The 15,998-nt window shown below is 57.6% G+C and carries 16 protein-coding genes and 2 pseudogenes; 12 read left to right on the top strand and 6 right to left on the bottom strand.

The features are described from left to right. Window positions 1–70: 70 nt before the first annotated feature. From BTN45_RS25130 to BTN45_RS25115, 4 genes are all read left to right on the top strand, one after another. Window positions 71–1,555 (top strand): multicopper oxidase domain-containing protein, encoded by a 1,485-nt coding sequence (locus BTN45_RS25130; protein ID WP_037094843.1) that lies wholly within the window; start codon window positions 71–73, stop codon window positions 1,553–1,555. Then, window positions 1,552–1,986, top strand: coding sequence for a cytochrome c (locus BTN45_RS25125; protein ID WP_077546207.1), 435 nt, complete (start codon window positions 1,552–1,554; stop codon window positions 1,984–1,986). The genes BTN45_RS25130 and BTN45_RS25125 overlap by 4 nt, the downstream gene beginning before the upstream one ends. A gap of 141 nt (window positions 1,987–2,127) precedes the next feature. Beyond that, a complete protein-coding gene (locus BTN45_RS25120) occupies window positions 2,128–2,559 on the top strand; it encodes a cytochrome c (protein WP_052821446.1) in 432 nt (143 codons plus the stop codon). 125 nt (window positions 2,560–2,684) lie between these two features. Beyond that, complete coding sequence (locus tag BTN45_RS25115; RefSeq protein ID WP_052821447.1) at window positions 2,685–3,053, top strand: hypothetical protein; 369 nt, start codon at window positions 2,685–2,687, stop codon at window positions 3,051–3,053. A gap of 38 nt (window positions 3,054–3,091) precedes the next feature. Here the strand turns inward: BTN45_RS25115 and BTN45_RS25110 are convergent, their stop codons facing one another. After that, window positions 3,092–3,343 (bottom strand): copper-binding protein, encoded by a 252-nt coding sequence (locus tag BTN45_RS25110; RefSeq protein WP_072492835.1) that lies wholly within the window; start codon window positions 3,341–3,343, stop codon window positions 3,092–3,094. Between the two features lie 18 nt (window positions 3,344–3,361). Further along, a pseudogene (locus BTN45_RS25105) lies at window positions 3,362–3,505 on the bottom strand (sulfocyanin-like copper-binding protein); the annotation flags it as partial. A gap of 52 nt (window positions 3,506–3,557) precedes the next feature. On the opposite strand from BTN45_RS25105, the gene BTN45_RS25100 reads away from it, so the two are divergent. The 5 genes and pseudogenes from BTN45_RS25100 to BTN45_RS25085 all read left to right on the top strand — a co-directional run bounded on the left by BTN45_RS25100 (window position 3,558) and on the right by BTN45_RS25085 (window position 7,173). Beyond that, window positions 3,558–4,271 carry an IS6 family transposase gene (locus BTN45_RS25100; protein ID WP_172873129.1) on the top strand — a complete coding sequence of 238 codons (714 nt, stop codon included), beginning with the start codon at window positions 3,558–3,560 and terminating at the stop codon, window positions 4,269–4,271. A 24-nt stretch (window positions 4,272–4,295) separates the two neighbouring features. Continuing rightward, window positions 4,296–4,421 (top strand): annotated as a pseudogene (locus BTN45_RS26710) (hypothetical protein); the annotation flags it as partial. Between the two features lie 135 nt (window positions 4,422–4,556). Beyond that, on the top strand, window positions 4,557–5,258 hold the full coding sequence (locus BTN45_RS25095) for a type I DNA topoisomerase (protein WP_225246791.1): 702 nt from the start codon (window positions 4,557–4,559) through the stop codon (window positions 5,256–5,258). A 156-nt stretch (window positions 5,259–5,414) separates the two neighbouring features. Then, window positions 5,415–6,260 carry a type IV toxin-antitoxin system AbiEi family antitoxin domain-containing protein gene (locus BTN45_RS25090; RefSeq protein ID WP_052821373.1) on the top strand — a complete coding sequence of 282 codons (846 nt, stop codon included), beginning with the start codon at window positions 5,415–5,417 and terminating at the stop codon, window positions 6,258–6,260. Continuing rightward, a complete protein-coding gene (locus BTN45_RS25085; RefSeq protein ID WP_142174066.1) occupies window positions 6,250–7,173 on the top strand; it encodes a nucleotidyl transferase AbiEii/AbiGii toxin family protein in 924 nt (307 codons plus the stop codon). The genes BTN45_RS25090 and BTN45_RS25085 overlap by 11 nt, the downstream gene beginning before the upstream one ends. 146 nt (window positions 7,174–7,319) lie before the next feature. Here the strand turns inward: BTN45_RS25085 and BTN45_RS25080 are convergent, their stop codons facing one another. The 4 genes from BTN45_RS25080 to BTN45_RS25065 all read right to left on the bottom strand — a co-directional run bounded on the left by BTN45_RS25080 (window position 7,320) and on the right by BTN45_RS25065 (window position 9,659). Then, on the bottom strand, window positions 7,320–8,003 hold the full coding sequence (locus tag BTN45_RS25080) for a hypothetical protein (RefSeq protein ID WP_207591899.1): 684 nt from the start codon (window positions 8,001–8,003) through the stop codon (window positions 7,320–7,322). Continuing rightward, entirely contained in the window at window positions 7,982–8,953 is a 972-nt protein-coding gene (locus BTN45_RS25075; protein ID WP_052821370.1) for a RimK-like protein, read from the bottom strand. The genes BTN45_RS25080 and BTN45_RS25075 overlap by 22 nt, the downstream gene beginning before the upstream one ends. Further along, a complete protein-coding gene (locus BTN45_RS25070) occupies window positions 8,950–9,138 on the bottom strand; it encodes a hypothetical protein (RefSeq protein WP_052821369.1) in 189 nt (62 codons plus the stop codon). Before BTN45_RS25070 ends, BTN45_RS25075 begins: the two co-directional genes overlap by 4 nt. 242 nt (window positions 9,139–9,380) lie before the next feature. After that, window positions 9,381–9,659 carry a hypothetical protein gene (locus BTN45_RS25065; RefSeq protein ID WP_052821368.1) on the bottom strand — a complete coding sequence of 93 codons (279 nt, stop codon included), beginning with the start codon at window positions 9,657–9,659 and terminating at the stop codon, window positions 9,381–9,383. A 183-nt stretch (window positions 9,660–9,842) separates the two neighbouring features. On the opposite strand from BTN45_RS25065, the gene BTN45_RS25060 reads away from it, so the two are divergent. The 3 genes from BTN45_RS25060 to BTN45_RS25050 are packed head-to-tail and all read left to right on the top strand — an operon-like array spanning window position 9,843 to window position 15,978. Then, the gene (locus BTN45_RS25060) at window positions 9,843–12,212 is read left to right on the top strand and encodes an ABC-three component system protein (protein ID WP_207591898.1); all 2,370 of its coding nucleotides are present in this window, start codon (window positions 9,843–9,845) and stop codon (window positions 12,210–12,212) included. Beyond that, window positions 12,209–12,850 (top strand): ABC-three component system middle component 1, encoded by a 642-nt coding sequence (locus BTN45_RS25055; RefSeq protein WP_207591897.1) that lies wholly within the window; start codon window positions 12,209–12,211, stop codon window positions 12,848–12,850. Before BTN45_RS25060 ends, BTN45_RS25055 begins: the two co-directional genes overlap by 4 nt. A gap of 2 nt (window positions 12,851–12,852) precedes the next feature. Next, the gene (locus BTN45_RS25050; protein WP_207591896.1) at window positions 12,853–15,978 is read left to right on the top strand and encodes an AAA family ATPase; all 3,126 of its coding nucleotides are present in this window, start codon (window positions 12,853–12,855) and stop codon (window positions 15,976–15,978) included. Window positions 15,979–15,998: the final 20 nt, after the last annotated feature.

Raw genomic sequence — 15,998 nt, 5'->3', positions numbered from 1 at the left:
CGGCGGGGCTGATCCCGCTGCGATCCATTTGGACCTTTCAGGCGGGACAGATCGTCCCGAGGTGACGAATATGACGACCTTTTCACGACGCGGCTTCCTCGCCGCCAGCGCAGCCATGCTTGCTGCATCCCATTTCCCCATCAGGGCCTACGGCCAGGACGCGGCTGCGATCCGCCTGGCCGCCACCAGCCGCACGCTCGATATAGACAATCGACCGGCCACCGTTTTCGGACTTGCTGGTCCCAACGGGCAGGGGCTGCTCCTCGATCCGGGCGAGCGATTTCGGGTGGATCTGACCAACGATCTCGCCGAGTCCACGATCATTCATTGGCACGGCCAGATTCCCCCGAACGCTCAGGACGGCGTCCCGGATATGCCGCAGCCGCTTCTTCAGCCCAGTGAAACGCGCAGCTTCGATTTCGCGCCCCAGCCCGGAACGCACTGGATGCACAGCCATGTGCCGATCCAGGAAATGCGATTGCTCGCCGCGCCGCTGATCGTCCGGAGGGCAGAAGACCTATCCGCCGATCGGCAGGAAGTCGTCCTGTTCCTGCACGACTTCGCGTTCAAGACACCGGAAGAAGTGCTGGAAGAGATCACCAGCGCAAGCGCTGATGGACATGGCGCTGCCGGCATGTCACGCGCGATGCAAGGCATGAACCATGGCGGCATGCCTGGAATGAACCAGGGCGAGGCCGGGGGAATGGGCTCGATGGCCATGGATATGGGTAACATGGCGATGGATCTCAACGACTACGACTGGGATGCCTATCTCGCCAATGACCGAACCCTGTCCGATCCCGATGTCGTTCAGGTCGAACGCGGCGGCCGGGTTCGCCTCCGTGTCATCAACGCAGCCGCAGCCACCGTTTTCTGGATCGACACGGGCGAAGCACAAGCCCGGCTCGTCGCCGTCGACGGGCATGAGGTCCAGCCGGTCGCGGGTTCGCGGTTCGGGCTGGCCATGGGGCAGCGTCTCGACCTGGAGATCGACCTTCCAAATGAGACCCGCGCATGGCCGATTCTGGCGCTCAGGGAGGGCGAACGTGAAAGGACCGGCATTATTCTCGCCCCCGCGGGCGCCACGATCGACAGGATCGATTCCCTTTCAGCGAATGACGCCCCGGCCTTCGACACGGACTTGTCTCAGGAGTCACGGCTGGTCGCTGTCGACACGCTTGCCGCCCGTCCGGTGGATCGAAGCCACATGATCATGCTCGGCGGCTCGATGCAGCCCTATGTCTGGACCATCGACGGAGCAACATGGGGCAAGCATCGGCCGGTTGCCGCAACGAGCGGCGATCGGGTGGAACTGATGTTCCACAATATGTCGATGATGGGGCACCCGATGCATCTGCATGGGCATGCATTCCAGGTTGTTGGCATCAACAGGCGACGCTTCGAAGGTGCGCGCCGCGATACCGTGTACATACCGCCGATGTCGATGGTCACTGTTGCCCTTGATGCCGGCGAGGCCGCGAGCTGGATGTTGCATTGCCATCATATGCCGCATCTGGCCACCGGGATGATGACCGAGTTCAGGATCGCTGCATGAAACCGCTCTGGATCGCGGTCGCCGCAACTCTCCTGGCGGCGGCCGGTGCGATCTTGGTCGGAAAGGGACGATCCGGTCAGGAGGCGAGCGATCGCATCGCCCTTGGCCGGGCAGTCTATCTAGCGAACTGTGCGAGCTGTCACGGCACGAAACTCGAAGGCCAGCCCGACTGGCGCAGCCCGGGCACGAGCGGCCGCCTTCCGGCGCCGCCGCATGACGAGACCGGTCACACCTGGCATCATTCGGACAGGCAGCTCCTCGCAATCATCACCGATGGGACCGCCGCGGTGGTTGGCGGTGGCTACGAGAGTGACATGCCCGGCTTTCGGGAGGCTCTGACATCCGCCGAGATCGAGGCTGTCCTCGACTACATCAAGAGTACCTGGCCGCAGCGAGAGGCAGACTACCAACGCCGCATCTCGAACGGCTGACACGCCGGAGGCCACGAAAACAATTTCGTGGCCCCACATCGCCATCGCGCGCCGCCCCACCACCACATTCATGCCGACGGGTTCGGCAGTTGATGGCGGCAGAGAGGGTGTTCGGCGGCCTAAAGACATAAGGATTCACAAATGAACAAGAGAAACGTCTTCGCTCTGCTCGTCGCCGCGGCAGCGGTTGCGGGCTTTGCGCTTTGGAATCGAACCGGATCGGAAGACGAAGCCAGAAGAGGAGTATCGGGCCAGGGGACGGCATTGTCGGTTGTCGTGCCTTCGTCATTGTCCGACACCGCAAAGATGGGAGAACGAGCTTTCAACGCCGTCTGTGCAGCGTGCCACGGCAAGAACGCGGCCGGAACCGATGCCGGCCCGCCGCTCATCCATCGGATATACGAACCTTCTCACCACGGAGACTACGCCTTTGAAATGGCCGTCGCCAACGGCGTGCGCGCGCATCACTGGAAATTCGGAAACATGCCTCCTCAGCCGGGTCTGACGAAGGCCGACGTCGCTACGATCGTGGCCTATGTGCGCGAGCTTCAGCGGGCGAACGGCATCAATTGAGGAGCATTGGCGGCGAGATACCCTGCCAGACCTGTCGAGGCGGGTTTGAGGAAATCGGGCGGCTGCGAGTGGAGTTGTGGTGTGATAGGATGAGGCGGCCAAGTCGCCTATGGGAGGGGTGTGCAATGCGAACTGGCATAACATGCGCATTTGTCGTTCTGGCTTTGCTGGTGTCGGCGTCAAATGCCCAAGAGGATCAGCCGTTTCATACGTCTTATTTCGCGGATGAAACGACCATCAGCCTGTCCGTGACCGTCGCGGCAACCTCTCTTGACCCGGAATATAATTTCGATGTGCAAGTCGCGCTCACGGAGCGCGGACCCGAGGGTCAGATCAGATTCATCGACCACAGCGCCCACCTTGCAAAGGTACGATGCGCCGCGCCGAAGGCCGTCATGATCGGCCAATCAGAGTTTATGCTGTCGGATTCGCCCGAGCCGGGGGATTGGAAGCAGGATCTCTGGCGCACCTTCTGCCTCCTGCCGGTCTCATGAGGAACGGGGCCGCGCTGCATCCAGCGCGGCCCTGTGCTTCACTTGACCGCAACGAACTGGACCTTTGCGCCGACCTTGAGCTTTTCCAGCATCGCGTCATCAGCGACCTGGAACACCATCGTCATGGCCGGCATCTCGAGGTTCTTCAGCTCTTCATGGATGAGCGTGACCTTCTTCGCCTTCTCGTCCAGCTTCTTGACCGTGCCGCTGGTGAATTCCTGCGCGAAGGCGGCGGTGCCGAAGGCGAAGGCGACGGCGCCGGCGAGTGTGATTCTTGTGATAGCTTTCATCGTCATTTCTGTTGCTCCTTATTTCTTCGCGACCGTGACGTCGCCGTGCATGCCGGAATCGTAGTGACCGGGAACGAGGCAGGCGATCTTGAACACGCCGTCGTTGGTGAACTTCCAGACGATCTCGCCGGATTTTCCGGGCGCGAGGCGAATGGCGTTCGGAGGTGGCGTCGCCTTAACCGCCTGTTTTAGCCGACTTGATATTCGGATTGTCATGACCGAATTCCCTGCCGCCCACTTCAGACGCCACCGCTTTCCTGCCGAGATCATCACCCATGCGGTCTGGCTGTATTTCCGATTTCCGCTCAGTTTACGCGACGTCGAAGATCAGTTGGCCGAGCGCGGCATCAACGTCTCATTCCAGACCGTCTCGGAATGGGCGGCGAAATTTGGCTTGAAGTTCGCCAATCAGCTCCGACGCCGCTCACGAGGCCAGTTTGCCGACAAGTGGCAGCTCGATGAGATGGTGGTGACGATCAAGGGAAAGAAATACTGGCTGTGGCGCGCCGTCGATGCCAACGGCTACGTTCTCGACGCCCTCTTGCAAAGCCGAAGGAACAAGGCAGCAGCCTTGCGTCTGATGCGCAAACTGCTCAAGGGTCAAGGTATCGCCCCGCGCGTGATGCTGACCGACAAGCTGCGTTCCTATTCGGCTGCGAAGGCGGATTTGATGCCGAAGGTCGAACATCGCTCGCACAAGGGATTGAACAACCAGGCTGAAAATTCCCATCTTGCTGTGCGACGACGAGAGCGGCGCATGATGCGCTTCAAGTCCGCGCGGCAATGTCAGCGTTTCGTCTCCACTCACGGCCAGATCGCCAATCTCTTCCTTCTTCACCGCAAAGACTTGACCGCCGCAGACCATCGCCAGCTTCGCACTCACGCCATCTCGACCTGGCGGGAAATCGCTTTGTCGATTGATGCGTGAAGTTCAGGTCGAAGAGACTACCGCATCCCAAACTCGGTTAAGGCGACGCCACCGTTCCAGGATATATCGGAGCCGCGCGCGAATCTGATCAAGGCGCTCAAACACCAGAAGCCGTTCACCAAAATCTTTGCCGTCGGTGACGACTGGCAGTCAATCTATCGCTTTGCCGGTTCGGACATCACCATCTTCACGCAGTTCGAGGCGAATTTTGGCGCAAGCTGGCAAGGGCGCCTGGAGCAAACGTACCGTTGCAATCAGCTAATCGCCGAGACGGCCGCCGGCTTCGTGCAGCGGAACGCCGCTCAGCTGAAGAAGTCGGTACGCTCGGCGCGACCGGCCATTCCACGATCGATCCGGGTCATTCCGATCAGTGGTGAAGGGAGCAAGCCGGAATTCGGCAAGGCGTGTCACCAGCTCTTGCAACGGCTAAATTCGTTCCTGGATGGGATTTCGGGGCAATGGCGGACAGAGGGGCGCGAAAAGCTCAAGGTAATGGTGCTGTGGCGCTACAATCAACTCGATCCGTTTAGGGGTAAACCGCCAAAATTCGAAAATATCGAGGTTTCGGGACTGTCGTTCCATCGCGCGAAGGGGCTCGAGGCCGACTACACAATCCTGCTCGATATCAGCGAAGGCGATTACGGTGTGCCGAGCCGGATCGAGGACGACGAACTTCTCAATCTGGTCATGCCACGACCAGAAACCTTCGAGTTTGCCGAAGAGCGTCGCCTTTTCTATGTCGCATTGACTCGGGCAAGCCGCGGCGTGTTCTTGCTTACAAATAGCCGGGAGCCTTCACGATATATCCGCGAACTTTCCGACATTGCCGGCGACGATCTGCGATTTGAATCAATCGATGGCGATCCCCTGCATCAATGTCCAAAATGCCGGGTTGGCCAGTTGGTCGAAAGGAATGGTCGCGGTAACAGTCGGTTTCTGGGGTGCAATCAGTATCCAGAATGCGAGCACACTGCACAGTTGCGCTGAACCGTTTAAGGCGATGCGAGTCCATTACGCCGAGGGAGCATCAAACCGCGCACGTCACTTTTCAGTTGGCGCAGATAGTCAATTCAGAATTGACAAATTGACCTGTTTATAAAGTTTCATTCGCGCCTGCTTTAATTTTGTGGCATAAGGTCAAACATGAATGGACAATCAGAGACAAAGTTAAAGCAGCTTCTCCAGCAAGTCCCGCCCGGCTTCCTGGTGGACTCGAGATGGATGGCCCGCCATGCCATCTCGCGACAATCCGTGTCAGGCTATCTCAAGCGGGGCTGGCTCGAGCCGGTCATGTCTGGTGTGTACCGCCGCCCATTCTCCTCCGATACCAATCCAGAAGCTGTCCGGGGCTGGAAGATACCCCTGCTCTCAGCCGTCTGGCTCATGCGGCATGAGTTCCATGTCGGCGGGGCGAGCTCCCTCACATTGCGGGGACATGCTCATTACCTCTCGTTCGGCAGCGAATTTGTCCTCTATCTCTACGGATCCGATATTCCGACATGGCTATCGAAGCTGCGGACGGACGCTGATGTGAAGACCAGGAGTAACGTTCTGTTCGGCGAAGGGGCGACCGGCATCGATGACGCGGATTTTGACCTTTCCAACGACGATGATCCCGAGCTGGCACAAAGCCCATGGCGCTGGCCAATGCCGATGTCCTCACCCGAGCGCGCGATCCTCGAAATGATAGACGAAGTTCCGAAGGGCGAAAGCTTCCACAAGGTGGACGTGGCGTTCGAGAGCCTTGCCAATCTGCGCCCGAGATTATTGACGACGCTCCTTACCCTGTGCCGGAGCGTCAAAACCAAGCGCCTTTTCTTCGCGTTTGCTGACAAGCACAATCATGCTTGGCGCCGGCACATCGACGTCTCCTCCGTCGATCTCGGCAAGGGCGACCGAGCGCTGACACCGGGCGGCCGGCTGCACCCCATCTATCGCATCACAGTCCCGAATGACTTGATGCCAAAGGAGCCCCCCTATGGCCCGTGACCAATACATGCGCCAGGTCGACCTCCTGGTGCGGACCCTTCCATTCATCGCCCGCCACGGCGCCTTCGCCTTAAAGGGCGGAACGGCGATCAACCTCTTCTATCGCGACATGCCGCGGCTCTCGGTCGATATCGATTTGACCTATCTGCCGATCGAGGATCGCGAAACGACGCTGAAAAATATCGACACGACGCTGGAGCACATCCGCGAAGACTTGATGGGCAACCTGCGGGGCGTAAACGTCCAAAGGATCGCCGGCGGTGGCAACAACGACACCCGCCTCCTCGTCCGGCAGGGCATTGCCGAAATCAAGGTCGAGACATCTCCCGTTGCACGCGGAACTGTCTATCCACCCGAGCGCCGACGCGTGAGCGCGGCCGTAGAGGACAAATTCGGCTTCGCCGAGATGCAAGTCGTCTCGTTCGAGGATCTATTCGCCGGGAAGCTGCATGCAGCAGTTGACCGTCAGCATCCGCGTGATCTGTTCGACGTAAAGCTGCTTTATGAAAACGAGGGACTGACCGACGCGTTGTTTCGAACATTCCTGATTTACGTTGCCAGTTCCGGCCGCCCGCCGCACGAGTTGGTCAGGCCTTCGCTCGCAACGCTCGACGAGGCCTTCGTCAAGGAGTTCGAGGGGATGACGATCGAGCCGGTCGGCCTCGACGATCTCAAGGCAGCGAGGAACCGGATGATGGCGGATATCCTCGCAAAGCTTGACGACAACGCGATGCGCTTCCTGCTGTCACTCCACGACGGCGAACCGGATTTCGAAGCCATCGGGTTGCCACAAGCGGCTGATCTGCCGGCCGTTCGTTGGAAGGTTCTTAACCTCAAGAAACTGAGGGAACAGAACCCCGAAAAACATGCCGAGCAACGGCGAGAGATTGAGGGGCTTCAGTCAAAAGAATGAGCACGGGGCACGCGGCGGCTGTCCTGACGAGCGCGCGTCCCGCGCGCTGCATTTTCAGCTCTTGGTAGCCGTCTGCGCTGTGATGTTTCACCGTGTTGCTCGCCATCAATGATATACCTTTGACCACCAGGCCGATCCAGAAAAGCTCAAGAAGCATCGTCGCGAGGATTACAGGCTTCGAATCCGACAATACGGCTCTGTACCACGACCAACTCGAATTTTGGCAAAGCTGGAGCTGGTTCCTGAGCTTTCGAGGGACTGATGAAACTGACAGCCATTGCGATGGCAAAGGCAAAGACGCCGTTGCGGATCAGGCCGATTGCCAAAGATGCTTCGTTTGCGCGTACCAGGTTAACTGTCTCAAACCCGCAAGCGGCATTCTCCATTGCTTGACGGCCATCCGCTCCGCCTTCAGCAATTATTGCGAGATATTTTGATCCATAGCCATATCGAGGTTTTGGTCTTAAACCCTGGAAGCCGACAAGCGCGCCCCAAAGAAAGAACAGCATCGATACAAACAGCAATGCCAAAACGATGTACTTTATCGTCGATGGCGCCAAACCATCGACAACAGTCTTCGCCACTGCGCCGCCAACAGTCAGAGCAATCGATAGTGTCGCAGTCAATTTTGAAAGTTTATCATCGAGTTCCTTGGCTCTCACCCACTCGCTCTCGATATACTTTTTGAGATCGTCATCACCGAGCTTTCGGATATCAGCAAAAGCCTCGTGCGTTTGCCAAACCTCCATCCTTTTCAGAAGCTTCCGATTAACAGGGTATATCCGGAAGAAATCCGGCAAGAGCGGATTCAGGAAGGTTGACCACGACAAGCGAGTGCCTCCGCAATAGCATTTGAAATCCCTCGACCTCCTCGGTCGAGCCAGCCCCACTCCCCAGTCGGATTTATCTCAATGAACCAATACTGATCGTTCGAAAGAGCCAGATCGATAGCTGCGTATTCCAACCCGAACTGCTCCACCAACTTCAGACAACGGTCGGCGATTTCTGGGGGAAGAGAATAATCGTGATACTCCAACACCGCCTTCGGCCGAAGCCTCCAGTCGCCTTCGATTGCCGCGCCACTGTCTGTCACAGCAATACACCACAACCGCTTTCCGACAATCGTAACTCGAAGATCCGTTTTGGGAGAAAGGACAGCCTGAAATGTTGCAGGGGCTGCTCGCAAGCTTTCGTCGGCGCACTCGCTCCAATCAATGATCGTCGTGTACCCAAAGTGCTGTACGTCACCCTCGAACAAAAGAACGGTATCAATGCTCTTTAATGCAACCTTGCCCCCAATGACGACCGGAATGTCCGCCAGCGGGTCGTTGGTTATTCTCGTCTCCGGCACCGCGAATCCAAGCGTGGCCGCCTTGCGCAACTGCAGTGGCTTGATTTCGGCGTTATAGGTCTCTGTCGGCCGATTGACCCACACCGCCTGATCGAAAAGCATCATCCCGCGCATCAAGGCAGCCCATTGCGACCGTTCCAATTGCTCTGACGGAGACAGCCCTCGCCCAGGCGTATTTCTGAGAAAGGTGGGCTGCCGCCACCAGACCGACCGAAGTCCCAAGCCGACATGCCATTCCCTCTGGCCATGGCAACAAATCATACTTGCCGCCACAGGATCAATCGTAATCCCCCACTCGGAAAGCTGCTCGCGGTTAATCCGAAGAAAGGATACCTTCATGTCCGCCAAATGATGGCATATACGATCGGTGGATAGATCGGCCAAACTGGAAAGGATCAGCACCTCCACGTTTTCCACCAGCAAAGTCATTCGCCTTTTTGATCTTCACCGGTCTCGAGATCGTTCTTTTTGGTCGTCATCTCGCTTTCCGGATCAAAGGCGATCAATCCCTCCTGACCGCGCCAGACGCCAGCCACAATGTCATAATCGGCGTTGGAGGGTACGCCACTGCCATTTACCTTGGTTGTCTTAGCTATGCGTTGAAGAATATGCATTCGGAATCCTCAAGATCGGTGTCGGTGATACTCGTGAAAGTATGCGTCATAGGAAAGAGACGCAACCATGCGACCTGCTTTCAACCAATTAAACATGTAGCCCTTCAGCAATCTGTAGAGAATTGGCCTAAAGGCTGGTCCAAGCCAAAATACTGGCGCCCTGACCTTCCCGGACGCAACATCGAGCATCATTGATCCGAATCATCTCTGGGCGCGGAGCAGCGCTTTGGTTGATCCCGCCGCTATGCAGAATGCGCAGGTTCAAAATCAGTAGCTGGCGCGTACATCGAGAGAACGATTGCCGGATTTTCCTCGATCCGCGAGTTTCGCTCATAACCTCGTGCCGCGTTCACGGTCTGCATGGAGACGTTCAGATAGGCATTATACGAATCGTCGGCGACGCGTTTCACTGAAAATCCTGCAGCAAAGGCAGCGGCAAGAAGCATTCCGTTGGAGACATAATTCCCCAAATATGTGAACAGTCCGAACGCCCGCGACAGGTCTTCTGCACGATGTTTCAAGCCGTAACTCCCAACTTGGCGATTGAACGATTTCGTCCTTGATGATGCCGCGCTCGCAGGTTGCATTCATCCCACTTTGCTGCCAAAAATCGACCTGATACTTCGAGTTGCTTCGAGGGTGAGCGGGGGAGCGACGTCTGCGACGTGCGGTACGCTTTAAGTTGACATAGACGATGTGTGCGCATGAAGTTGGCAGAAGATAATCTCGAACACTGGCTCTCCTCGGCAACTGTACCAGGTGCAGACGGGCTTTACTTTGTCGGTACATTTGATCGCAGGATAACATTTTACTCGCAGCAGGTTCGTGCATTGCGATTGGCCAGAGCCATGCGCGAGGCAGGCAAGATCGAGGCAAACGACTCTGTTGCAGTCGTCGGAGCGGGTGCAGCTGGCGTAACCATGGCTTTGGCCCTGGCCCTATTGGATTGCCGTGTGACTTTGTTTGATCCCGCCGACGAGGTTCTTCAGCTGCAAAGCGATTCACCGCGGCTCCTGCACCCTCACATTTACGAATGGCCATCTCTTGGTTCGCTCGAAAACGATGCTGGCCTACCCTTCCTCAACTGGGATCTGGACACTGGGGGCGTTGTTGCGGCCAAGCTTGTCGAGGAATTCCACGGTCACCGGGCTCGACTGCAGCAGAAACTGGTCTGGAAAGCTCGACACAAGCTTACAAACCTGGCTCAGGAAGGTTCGGAATGGCGACTGCATTTTGATAACGACTCAAGCTATGTCGTCAAACAAGTCGTCTTGTCTATGGGTTTCGGCGATGAAAAGAAGACCGGGGATGCCGATGTCTATGACTATTGGAAGCAGCGGGGCGTTGGCACAGCGGCGATAGAGCCAAATGCACCTGCCACCTATCTCGTGAGTGGCAATGGCGATGGAGCACTGACGGACATCCTCAATCTGATGATAAGTGGGTTCGAGCATGTGCCATTCACCGAGACTTTCCTCAGCTATTTTGGTCAGGACGTGTTGAGAACGACCGTTTTGGCAGCCCATGAGGGTAGGAATACGGAAGCTGACCTTGAGCCCGTGTTCGAAGGAGACCTTCATAAGGTGTTGCTTGAGCGTGGTATTCTCGACAGTCTGACCCCTCTCCTTCGCAAGGACCGATTGCTGACTATCAACACGAGCGGACCACTCCTCTCTCTCGGCCGTGCCGCGCAACTCAATCAATGCATGGTTTACGCAGTACTGGCGGCTGCTCGACAGGCGGGTATCGGCGTGCGCCGTAGCAACGGAATGATTTCCGATGTCAAGAAGCATGCGGACGGGTTGGAGGCGTTTGGGATATCGCTTGGAGGCGTACCTCTTTCAGAGCGTTTCAATCATGTCATCCTGCGCCATGGCCCGGAGAAGAAGGTTCGGTATTTTCCAGTGGCGAATTTCTTCGAAGCCTTCAGGGTGGCGTCGTTGGAGCGGCTCAACGCGCATCCTAAACTCTTCGCCCCTCCGTCGCTAGACGCCGAGACTTACACGTTCTTCTACGAGAGACGGCTGGACAAGCTGGCAGATGCTGCACTCAAGCTGCAGCTTGCGGGCCAGACCGCCCGTGAGGCGTGCACCATCATTATCGGCTGGGACAAGGCGACACAGAGCTTGGTGGAGCGTGGGAAGGTGGAGCTTCGGGAGCTTGCCCAGCAGTGCGAAACCGCTCCGGCAACGTTCACGATCCAGATGGACGCGCCGATGAACCGGGTCACCGCCGATGACTTTGTCAGATTGGCCAATGCGAGCGGCGGAAAGATCCTGTTGAGCGTCGCTTCAGCCGTGCAAAAGTCCTGGCAGACAACGCTGCCAAACGCGTCAGTCGCGAATTCCAGCTCATCACGATATCCGTATCGGGCGATCGGAGACCTTTCCATTGACGAGTACGTTGATGCATCGCTCGTCCGGCAATTGGACGCCATGCTTTCGAAAATCGAGGTAAGCGGAAAATGTTTCGGGCTTGGGCACATCGCTCGGGATATCCTGGAAGCAACGCTCGCCACGTGGGACGACTGGCGCGCAACTCTTCACGCTTCGCCATCTCTTCGCCGCGACTTTTTGGCCTGGCTGGGCAGCATCGGTATCATCAAAGCCGATCCTTGGGACGGTGACAATAAAGCCGTGGAGCGAATGACAAGCGCTTTACTGCTCATCCTTGCCACACATCTTGGCGAGCCTCTCAAGCCAGCGGAAGTCCCAAGAGGAAACCTGACATTTGACGTCCATGGACTCGCGCTCGGATCGGCAGCCGAAGAAATCCACGGCGGAGATCTGCTGACGGATTGGAGCCGACCCGAGCACTGGGACGTCGACGCGCTGATTTTGTCGGGAAGCGCCGAGGTGCAGGTCAACGGGCCGGATGATACGGTGCTCACTGCAGGTGAACCCGGCATGAGCCTTAGCGTTGCCCGCCGGACCAAGCCGGCCATTGTGCGCAACGATTCTACTTGGCGATCTGCATTGAAGACAGATCTCGCTACCTGGCGAAAAGCTGTCGAGGAAGAGTTCGGCCAATGGCGCAAGCGCCAGGACGACGACCGCGAAAGGGTGCTTGCATGACACCTGAGACAATGAAATCATTTCTGGTAGAGGCTGCCGAAAAGCTTCACTGGCCTGCCGACGAGGTCGCGGAGTTCACCTCACCGAACTTCCGCAGCCGTCCAGCTCAGCCCGACATTAAGCAGCTTGATGGACTGTTCGGACTTCGGCTCGGTGATTATCCTGTCGTAATCGCACCGATAGTGCTCGAGTCTGCTGAGCAGGTTAAACTGGCGCTGAAGAAACTCCATGCGCAAATGGTCGTAGCACGCTCCTTCATGCTGGAACGTGAGGTCATCAACGCCCATCTTTTTCTGTGTGCAACATCCCCCACGCCATCAGGCGACTGGAAGCGATTGGCGGATCTTCTCGAACGAGATGAGACTGTCTGCAGAAAGGTCGTCTGGATTCCGCAAAAGACCGATGTTCCGGGATCCTTCGACACCTTCCTCGGCCGAACTTTCCTTGCAATGCCATGGGCGAATGCAGATTCCGTCAGTGGCGCTCCGCTTGATGAAACCTATGAGCTGGCGGAACGCATCCTCGAAAAGCATGGGCTTGACAAGAAGGTTGCTCGACAATGGGTGATCAAGGCGGATCTGTTGAAGGATGACGCCAAAAGCCTAATCACCGAGCTCGTTCAAGCCGGGGAGGCATAGAAATGAGCAACGTCTATCTCAACCGCATTCGGCTTGAACAATATCGGACTTTCAAGACCCTGGATATCGGGCTCCCGGACGGACCTGGCGTGCTCGTCGTCCACGGCAGCAACGGTATCGGAAAGTCGTCCATGTTCGATGGGCTCGAATGGGCATTGACGGACAAGATCGACCATTTCCGGGACGCCGACGGGGTTAAGAAAGTCGGCAGCTACCTTTGCCGCTGGCGCCAGGGAGCTCCAGGTCCCACCAGCGTTACGCTGGACTTCTCGGGCGGCAATAGCGTCAGTCGCACCTTGTCATCGTCCAGAGCAACGAAGTCCACCGTCGCCGGCACTATTCCGAACATCACGGAGTTTCTGCGCGACGACGGTTGGGATCGCGACATTTCCGAGCTGTCGAGTTATCTGCTGCTGACACACTTCCTCGGGCAGTCGACCAAGTCGCGTTTAACCAACCGAGAGCCTGGCGAACGTTTTGACATCCTCAAGGAGGCTGCTCAAAGCAAACAGGTCGAAGAGATCGCAAAGGCGCTGCACGGAAAGGGTAATACGAAAGCCAGCCGCGCCTTTACCGACCGCATCGACGATCTCAACAAGGAAGTTACCGCTCTGCGGAACCTCCTCGAGACGGAATCAAGCCTGTGGTCGGGGCTCACGAGCGTCGGCGCGCTCAATGACGATGCTTCAACCGAGCTCGCACGGGCAATATCAAAGTTGCTCGAGCAAGCTGCTGGAACCGGACAGACGGCACTCATCACGGCATTTGATGAGGGGACGATAGGAAACCTCGAGACCCGCCTTAATGGGCTGCGTGATGAAACGCGGAGTTTGACGACAAGGATAACCTCTGGAAACGAAACGCTGGCAGCCTGGGAAAATGCATCTCGACAGCTTTCGGTATTGGAGGGCGCGCAAACGGCTATCGACGCCCAGATCGCGTCCCTCGCGACCAAGCGCCAGGACCTGGAGGAGGCGTTATCCAGTTTGAAGAACGGCGAGGATGCGAGCCGGCTCGCTGCGAAGAATGCCCGCGACCTGCGTGACCGTTTTAAAGGGCTGAAAGACGCACTTCAGTCGGCCGCTCTCCTTGCACAGAAAAAGGATACGGCCGACGCAGACGTCGCGAATGCACGCTCCAAGCTGGAGGACGAATCCAGACGACTGACCTCGCTTGAACGCCGCTTGCAGATCGTGCGCCGCATCGAGGGTGACGTGGGTCGGCTGGATGAACGGATCAAACTTGCGCAAAGCGAGCGGGAGAATGTTCTCGCCTGGGTGACACGGGACGCCAGGATTGCCGAACTGCGGTCCTCCATCGACGCGCTGGAAGCATCTGCTCCCAATCTCGATGATGATATCGCGCGGGCCATCGAAGAGTTAGTATCGCTCGACGAGCTTGTCGAGGGGCAAGAGAGGATCCTCGCAGAACTGCGATCGACCGTGAGTGCGATGTCGAGTGCCGTTGCGAGCGTAGCGGCGAACCTGACACACGAGTCCTGTGATTGCCCCGTCTGCGCCACTCATTTCGACACCGAAGGAGAATTGCAGCGGCGCGCGGCCGGGGCCGCTGAACGGCTGGCACCACTCGTATTGGCACAGGAAACGCAGTTTACCAGTCTTATACGACAACGCGATGCGTCAAAAAATAGACTGGGCCAGCTTCGCATACTTGAGAAACAGCGCAATGATCTGCACGAGGCGCTTCGCTCGGAAGAGAAGGTAAACAGAGATCTCGGTGCCAGCGTATTTGGCGCAGATGTGACTGCTGACAACGAAAGGGCGAGGCTGCGCCATGCGCAGCTCGAAAAGAGCGCCGCGGATATGACGTGGTTGAGGCAGCGTAAGTGGTATTGGCGAAGCATATTGTCCGGTACGCTCTATGCACCAGGCGGAGAGCACGCGGCTGCCGTTCGGCGCCGCGACCAGGCGCAGATCGAGCTTTCGGCCGCAACGCAAGGACAGGATGTTGCAGCCAGGGAGCTCGCGTCGATCACAGCATCCGTCGCTCAATATGACCAAGCCTTTGAAGCGAGCCCGCCTCGAGGAGATCGGCTTGATGAGGCGCTTGGCTCCGCGGAAGATGATCTTTCAGCAAAGGAAGCGGCCAGCAAGCAAGCGGCATCTGACCGCGAGGCAGTGGAGCAGGACCTGGCTTCTTTGGACATCGCGGCGAGCGCGGCGGTTGTCCGAAAACAGCAAGGCGCCGGGCTGGTCGATGCGGCGATCCAACGAAGAAACGAAGCTGTCAAAGCATGGCACGAGTTGAAAATCGAAGGCTCCGGCGAGCCCGACGCTGACCGACTGAAGGCACTGACGGCACGCTCCACGGAGATGCGGGCGAAATTGAGTGAAGCAGAAGATCTTCTGAGACAATTGCGAGACGGAAGAACAGCCAAAACGCTTGTCGAAAATCACGTTGTAGCTCTGGAAAGCCTCCGTTCAGCGATCAACGGTGCGCCGAATTGCGATCGACTGCAGCTCCGCAGCGAGGCACAGGAGGCACTCGACGCGAAATCGAGGGCTGCAGACGCGACGCAGAAAGCGAAAGACATCGCTCAGGCCGCAAGTTCGGAAATCCTCGATGAAGTCGCCGAGTTCAACGCAAACTACATGAAGCCGCTCGCCTCGCTCATGAAATCGATCAGCCGGGCGATCCTTTGCGACCCGAGGGTCGGCATCGATCAGCATGTCCGAAATCGTCGTGTCGAACAAAGCGCCACAAAGGAAGGAGAGGTTCCTGCCGAAGTCGGACAGATCGACCCGATATTGGTCCACAGCGAGGGACAGATGGCGGCGCTTTCGGTCAGCATGCTTTGCGCAGCGAGCTTGACCTATCCCTGGTCGCGCTGGCGCGGGCTCGTTCTCGACGATCCGCTGCAGCACAATGATGCGATTCATGCCGCAGCATTCACAGATTTCGTCTGCAACCTCGTGGCCGACCGCAAATATCAGATCCTCCTGTCCACCCATGATCGTGCGCAGGCCGAATTCGTGCGCCGCAAGGTTGCGTCGCGAGGCTTGCCCTGCGGCATCCTGAGCCTGCAAGGTGTGGGGCAGGATGGCGTTGAATGGAGCTACAGTCCAGCGGTGGACGCCTCATCTTTGACCGCAGTTCAGGCTAGATAATGCTGATTTCTGTTCGCAAC

This window comes from Rhizobium sp. ZX09, from assembly GCF_017357485.1.
Lineage (GTDB): Bacteria > Pseudomonadota > Alphaproteobacteria > Rhizobiales > Rhizobiaceae > Agrobacterium > Agrobacterium pusense.
Note: the sequence above shows the minus strand (reverse complement) of the source record. Positions and strands in the feature narration are given on the sequence as shown.

Bases quoted from the DNA above. Each gene is read 5' to 3' on its own strand.
- BTN45_RS25130 (WP_037094843.1), top strand. From the start codon at position 71: ATGACGACCTTTTCACGACGCGGCTTCCTCGCCGCCAGCGCAGCCATG.
- BTN45_RS25125 (WP_077546207.1), top strand. From the start codon at position 1,552: ATGAAACCGCTCTGGATCGCGGTCGCCGCAACTCTCCTGGCGGCGGCC.
- BTN45_RS25120 (WP_052821446.1), top strand. From the start codon at position 2,128: ATGAACAAGAGAAACGTCTTCGCTCTGCTCGTCGCCGCGGCAGCGGTT.
- BTN45_RS25115 (WP_052821447.1), top strand. From the start codon at position 2,685: ATGCGAACTGGCATAACATGCGCATTTGTCGTTCTGGCTTTGCTGGTG.
- BTN45_RS25110 (WP_072492835.1), bottom strand. From the start codon at position 3,343: ATGAAAGCTATCACAAGAATCACACTCGCCGGCGCCGTCGCCTTCGCC.
- BTN45_RS25100 (WP_172873129.1), top strand. From the start codon at position 3,558: ATGACCGAATTCCCTGCCGCCCACTTCAGACGCCACCGCTTTCCTGCC.
- BTN45_RS25090 (WP_052821373.1), top strand. From the start codon at position 5,415: ATGAATGGACAATCAGAGACAAAGTTAAAGCAGCTTCTCCAGCAAGTC.
- BTN45_RS25085 (WP_142174066.1), top strand. From the start codon at position 6,250: ATGGCCCGTGACCAATACATGCGCCAGGTCGACCTCCTGGTGCGGACC.
- BTN45_RS25075 (WP_052821370.1), bottom strand. From the start codon at position 8,953: ATGACTTTGCTGGTGGAAAACGTGGAGGTGCTGATCCTTTCCAGTTTG.
- BTN45_RS25070 (WP_052821369.1), bottom strand. From the start codon at position 9,138: ATGCATATTCTTCAACGCATAGCTAAGACAACCAAGGTAAATGGCAGT.
- BTN45_RS25060 (WP_207591898.1), top strand. From the start codon at position 9,843: ATGAAGTTGGCAGAAGATAATCTCGAACACTGGCTCTCCTCGGCAACT.
- BTN45_RS25055 (WP_207591897.1), top strand. From the start codon at position 12,209: ATGACACCTGAGACAATGAAATCATTTCTGGTAGAGGCTGCCGAAAAG.
- BTN45_RS25050 (WP_207591896.1), top strand. From the start codon at position 12,853: ATGAGCAACGTCTATCTCAACCGCATTCGGCTTGAACAATATCGGACT.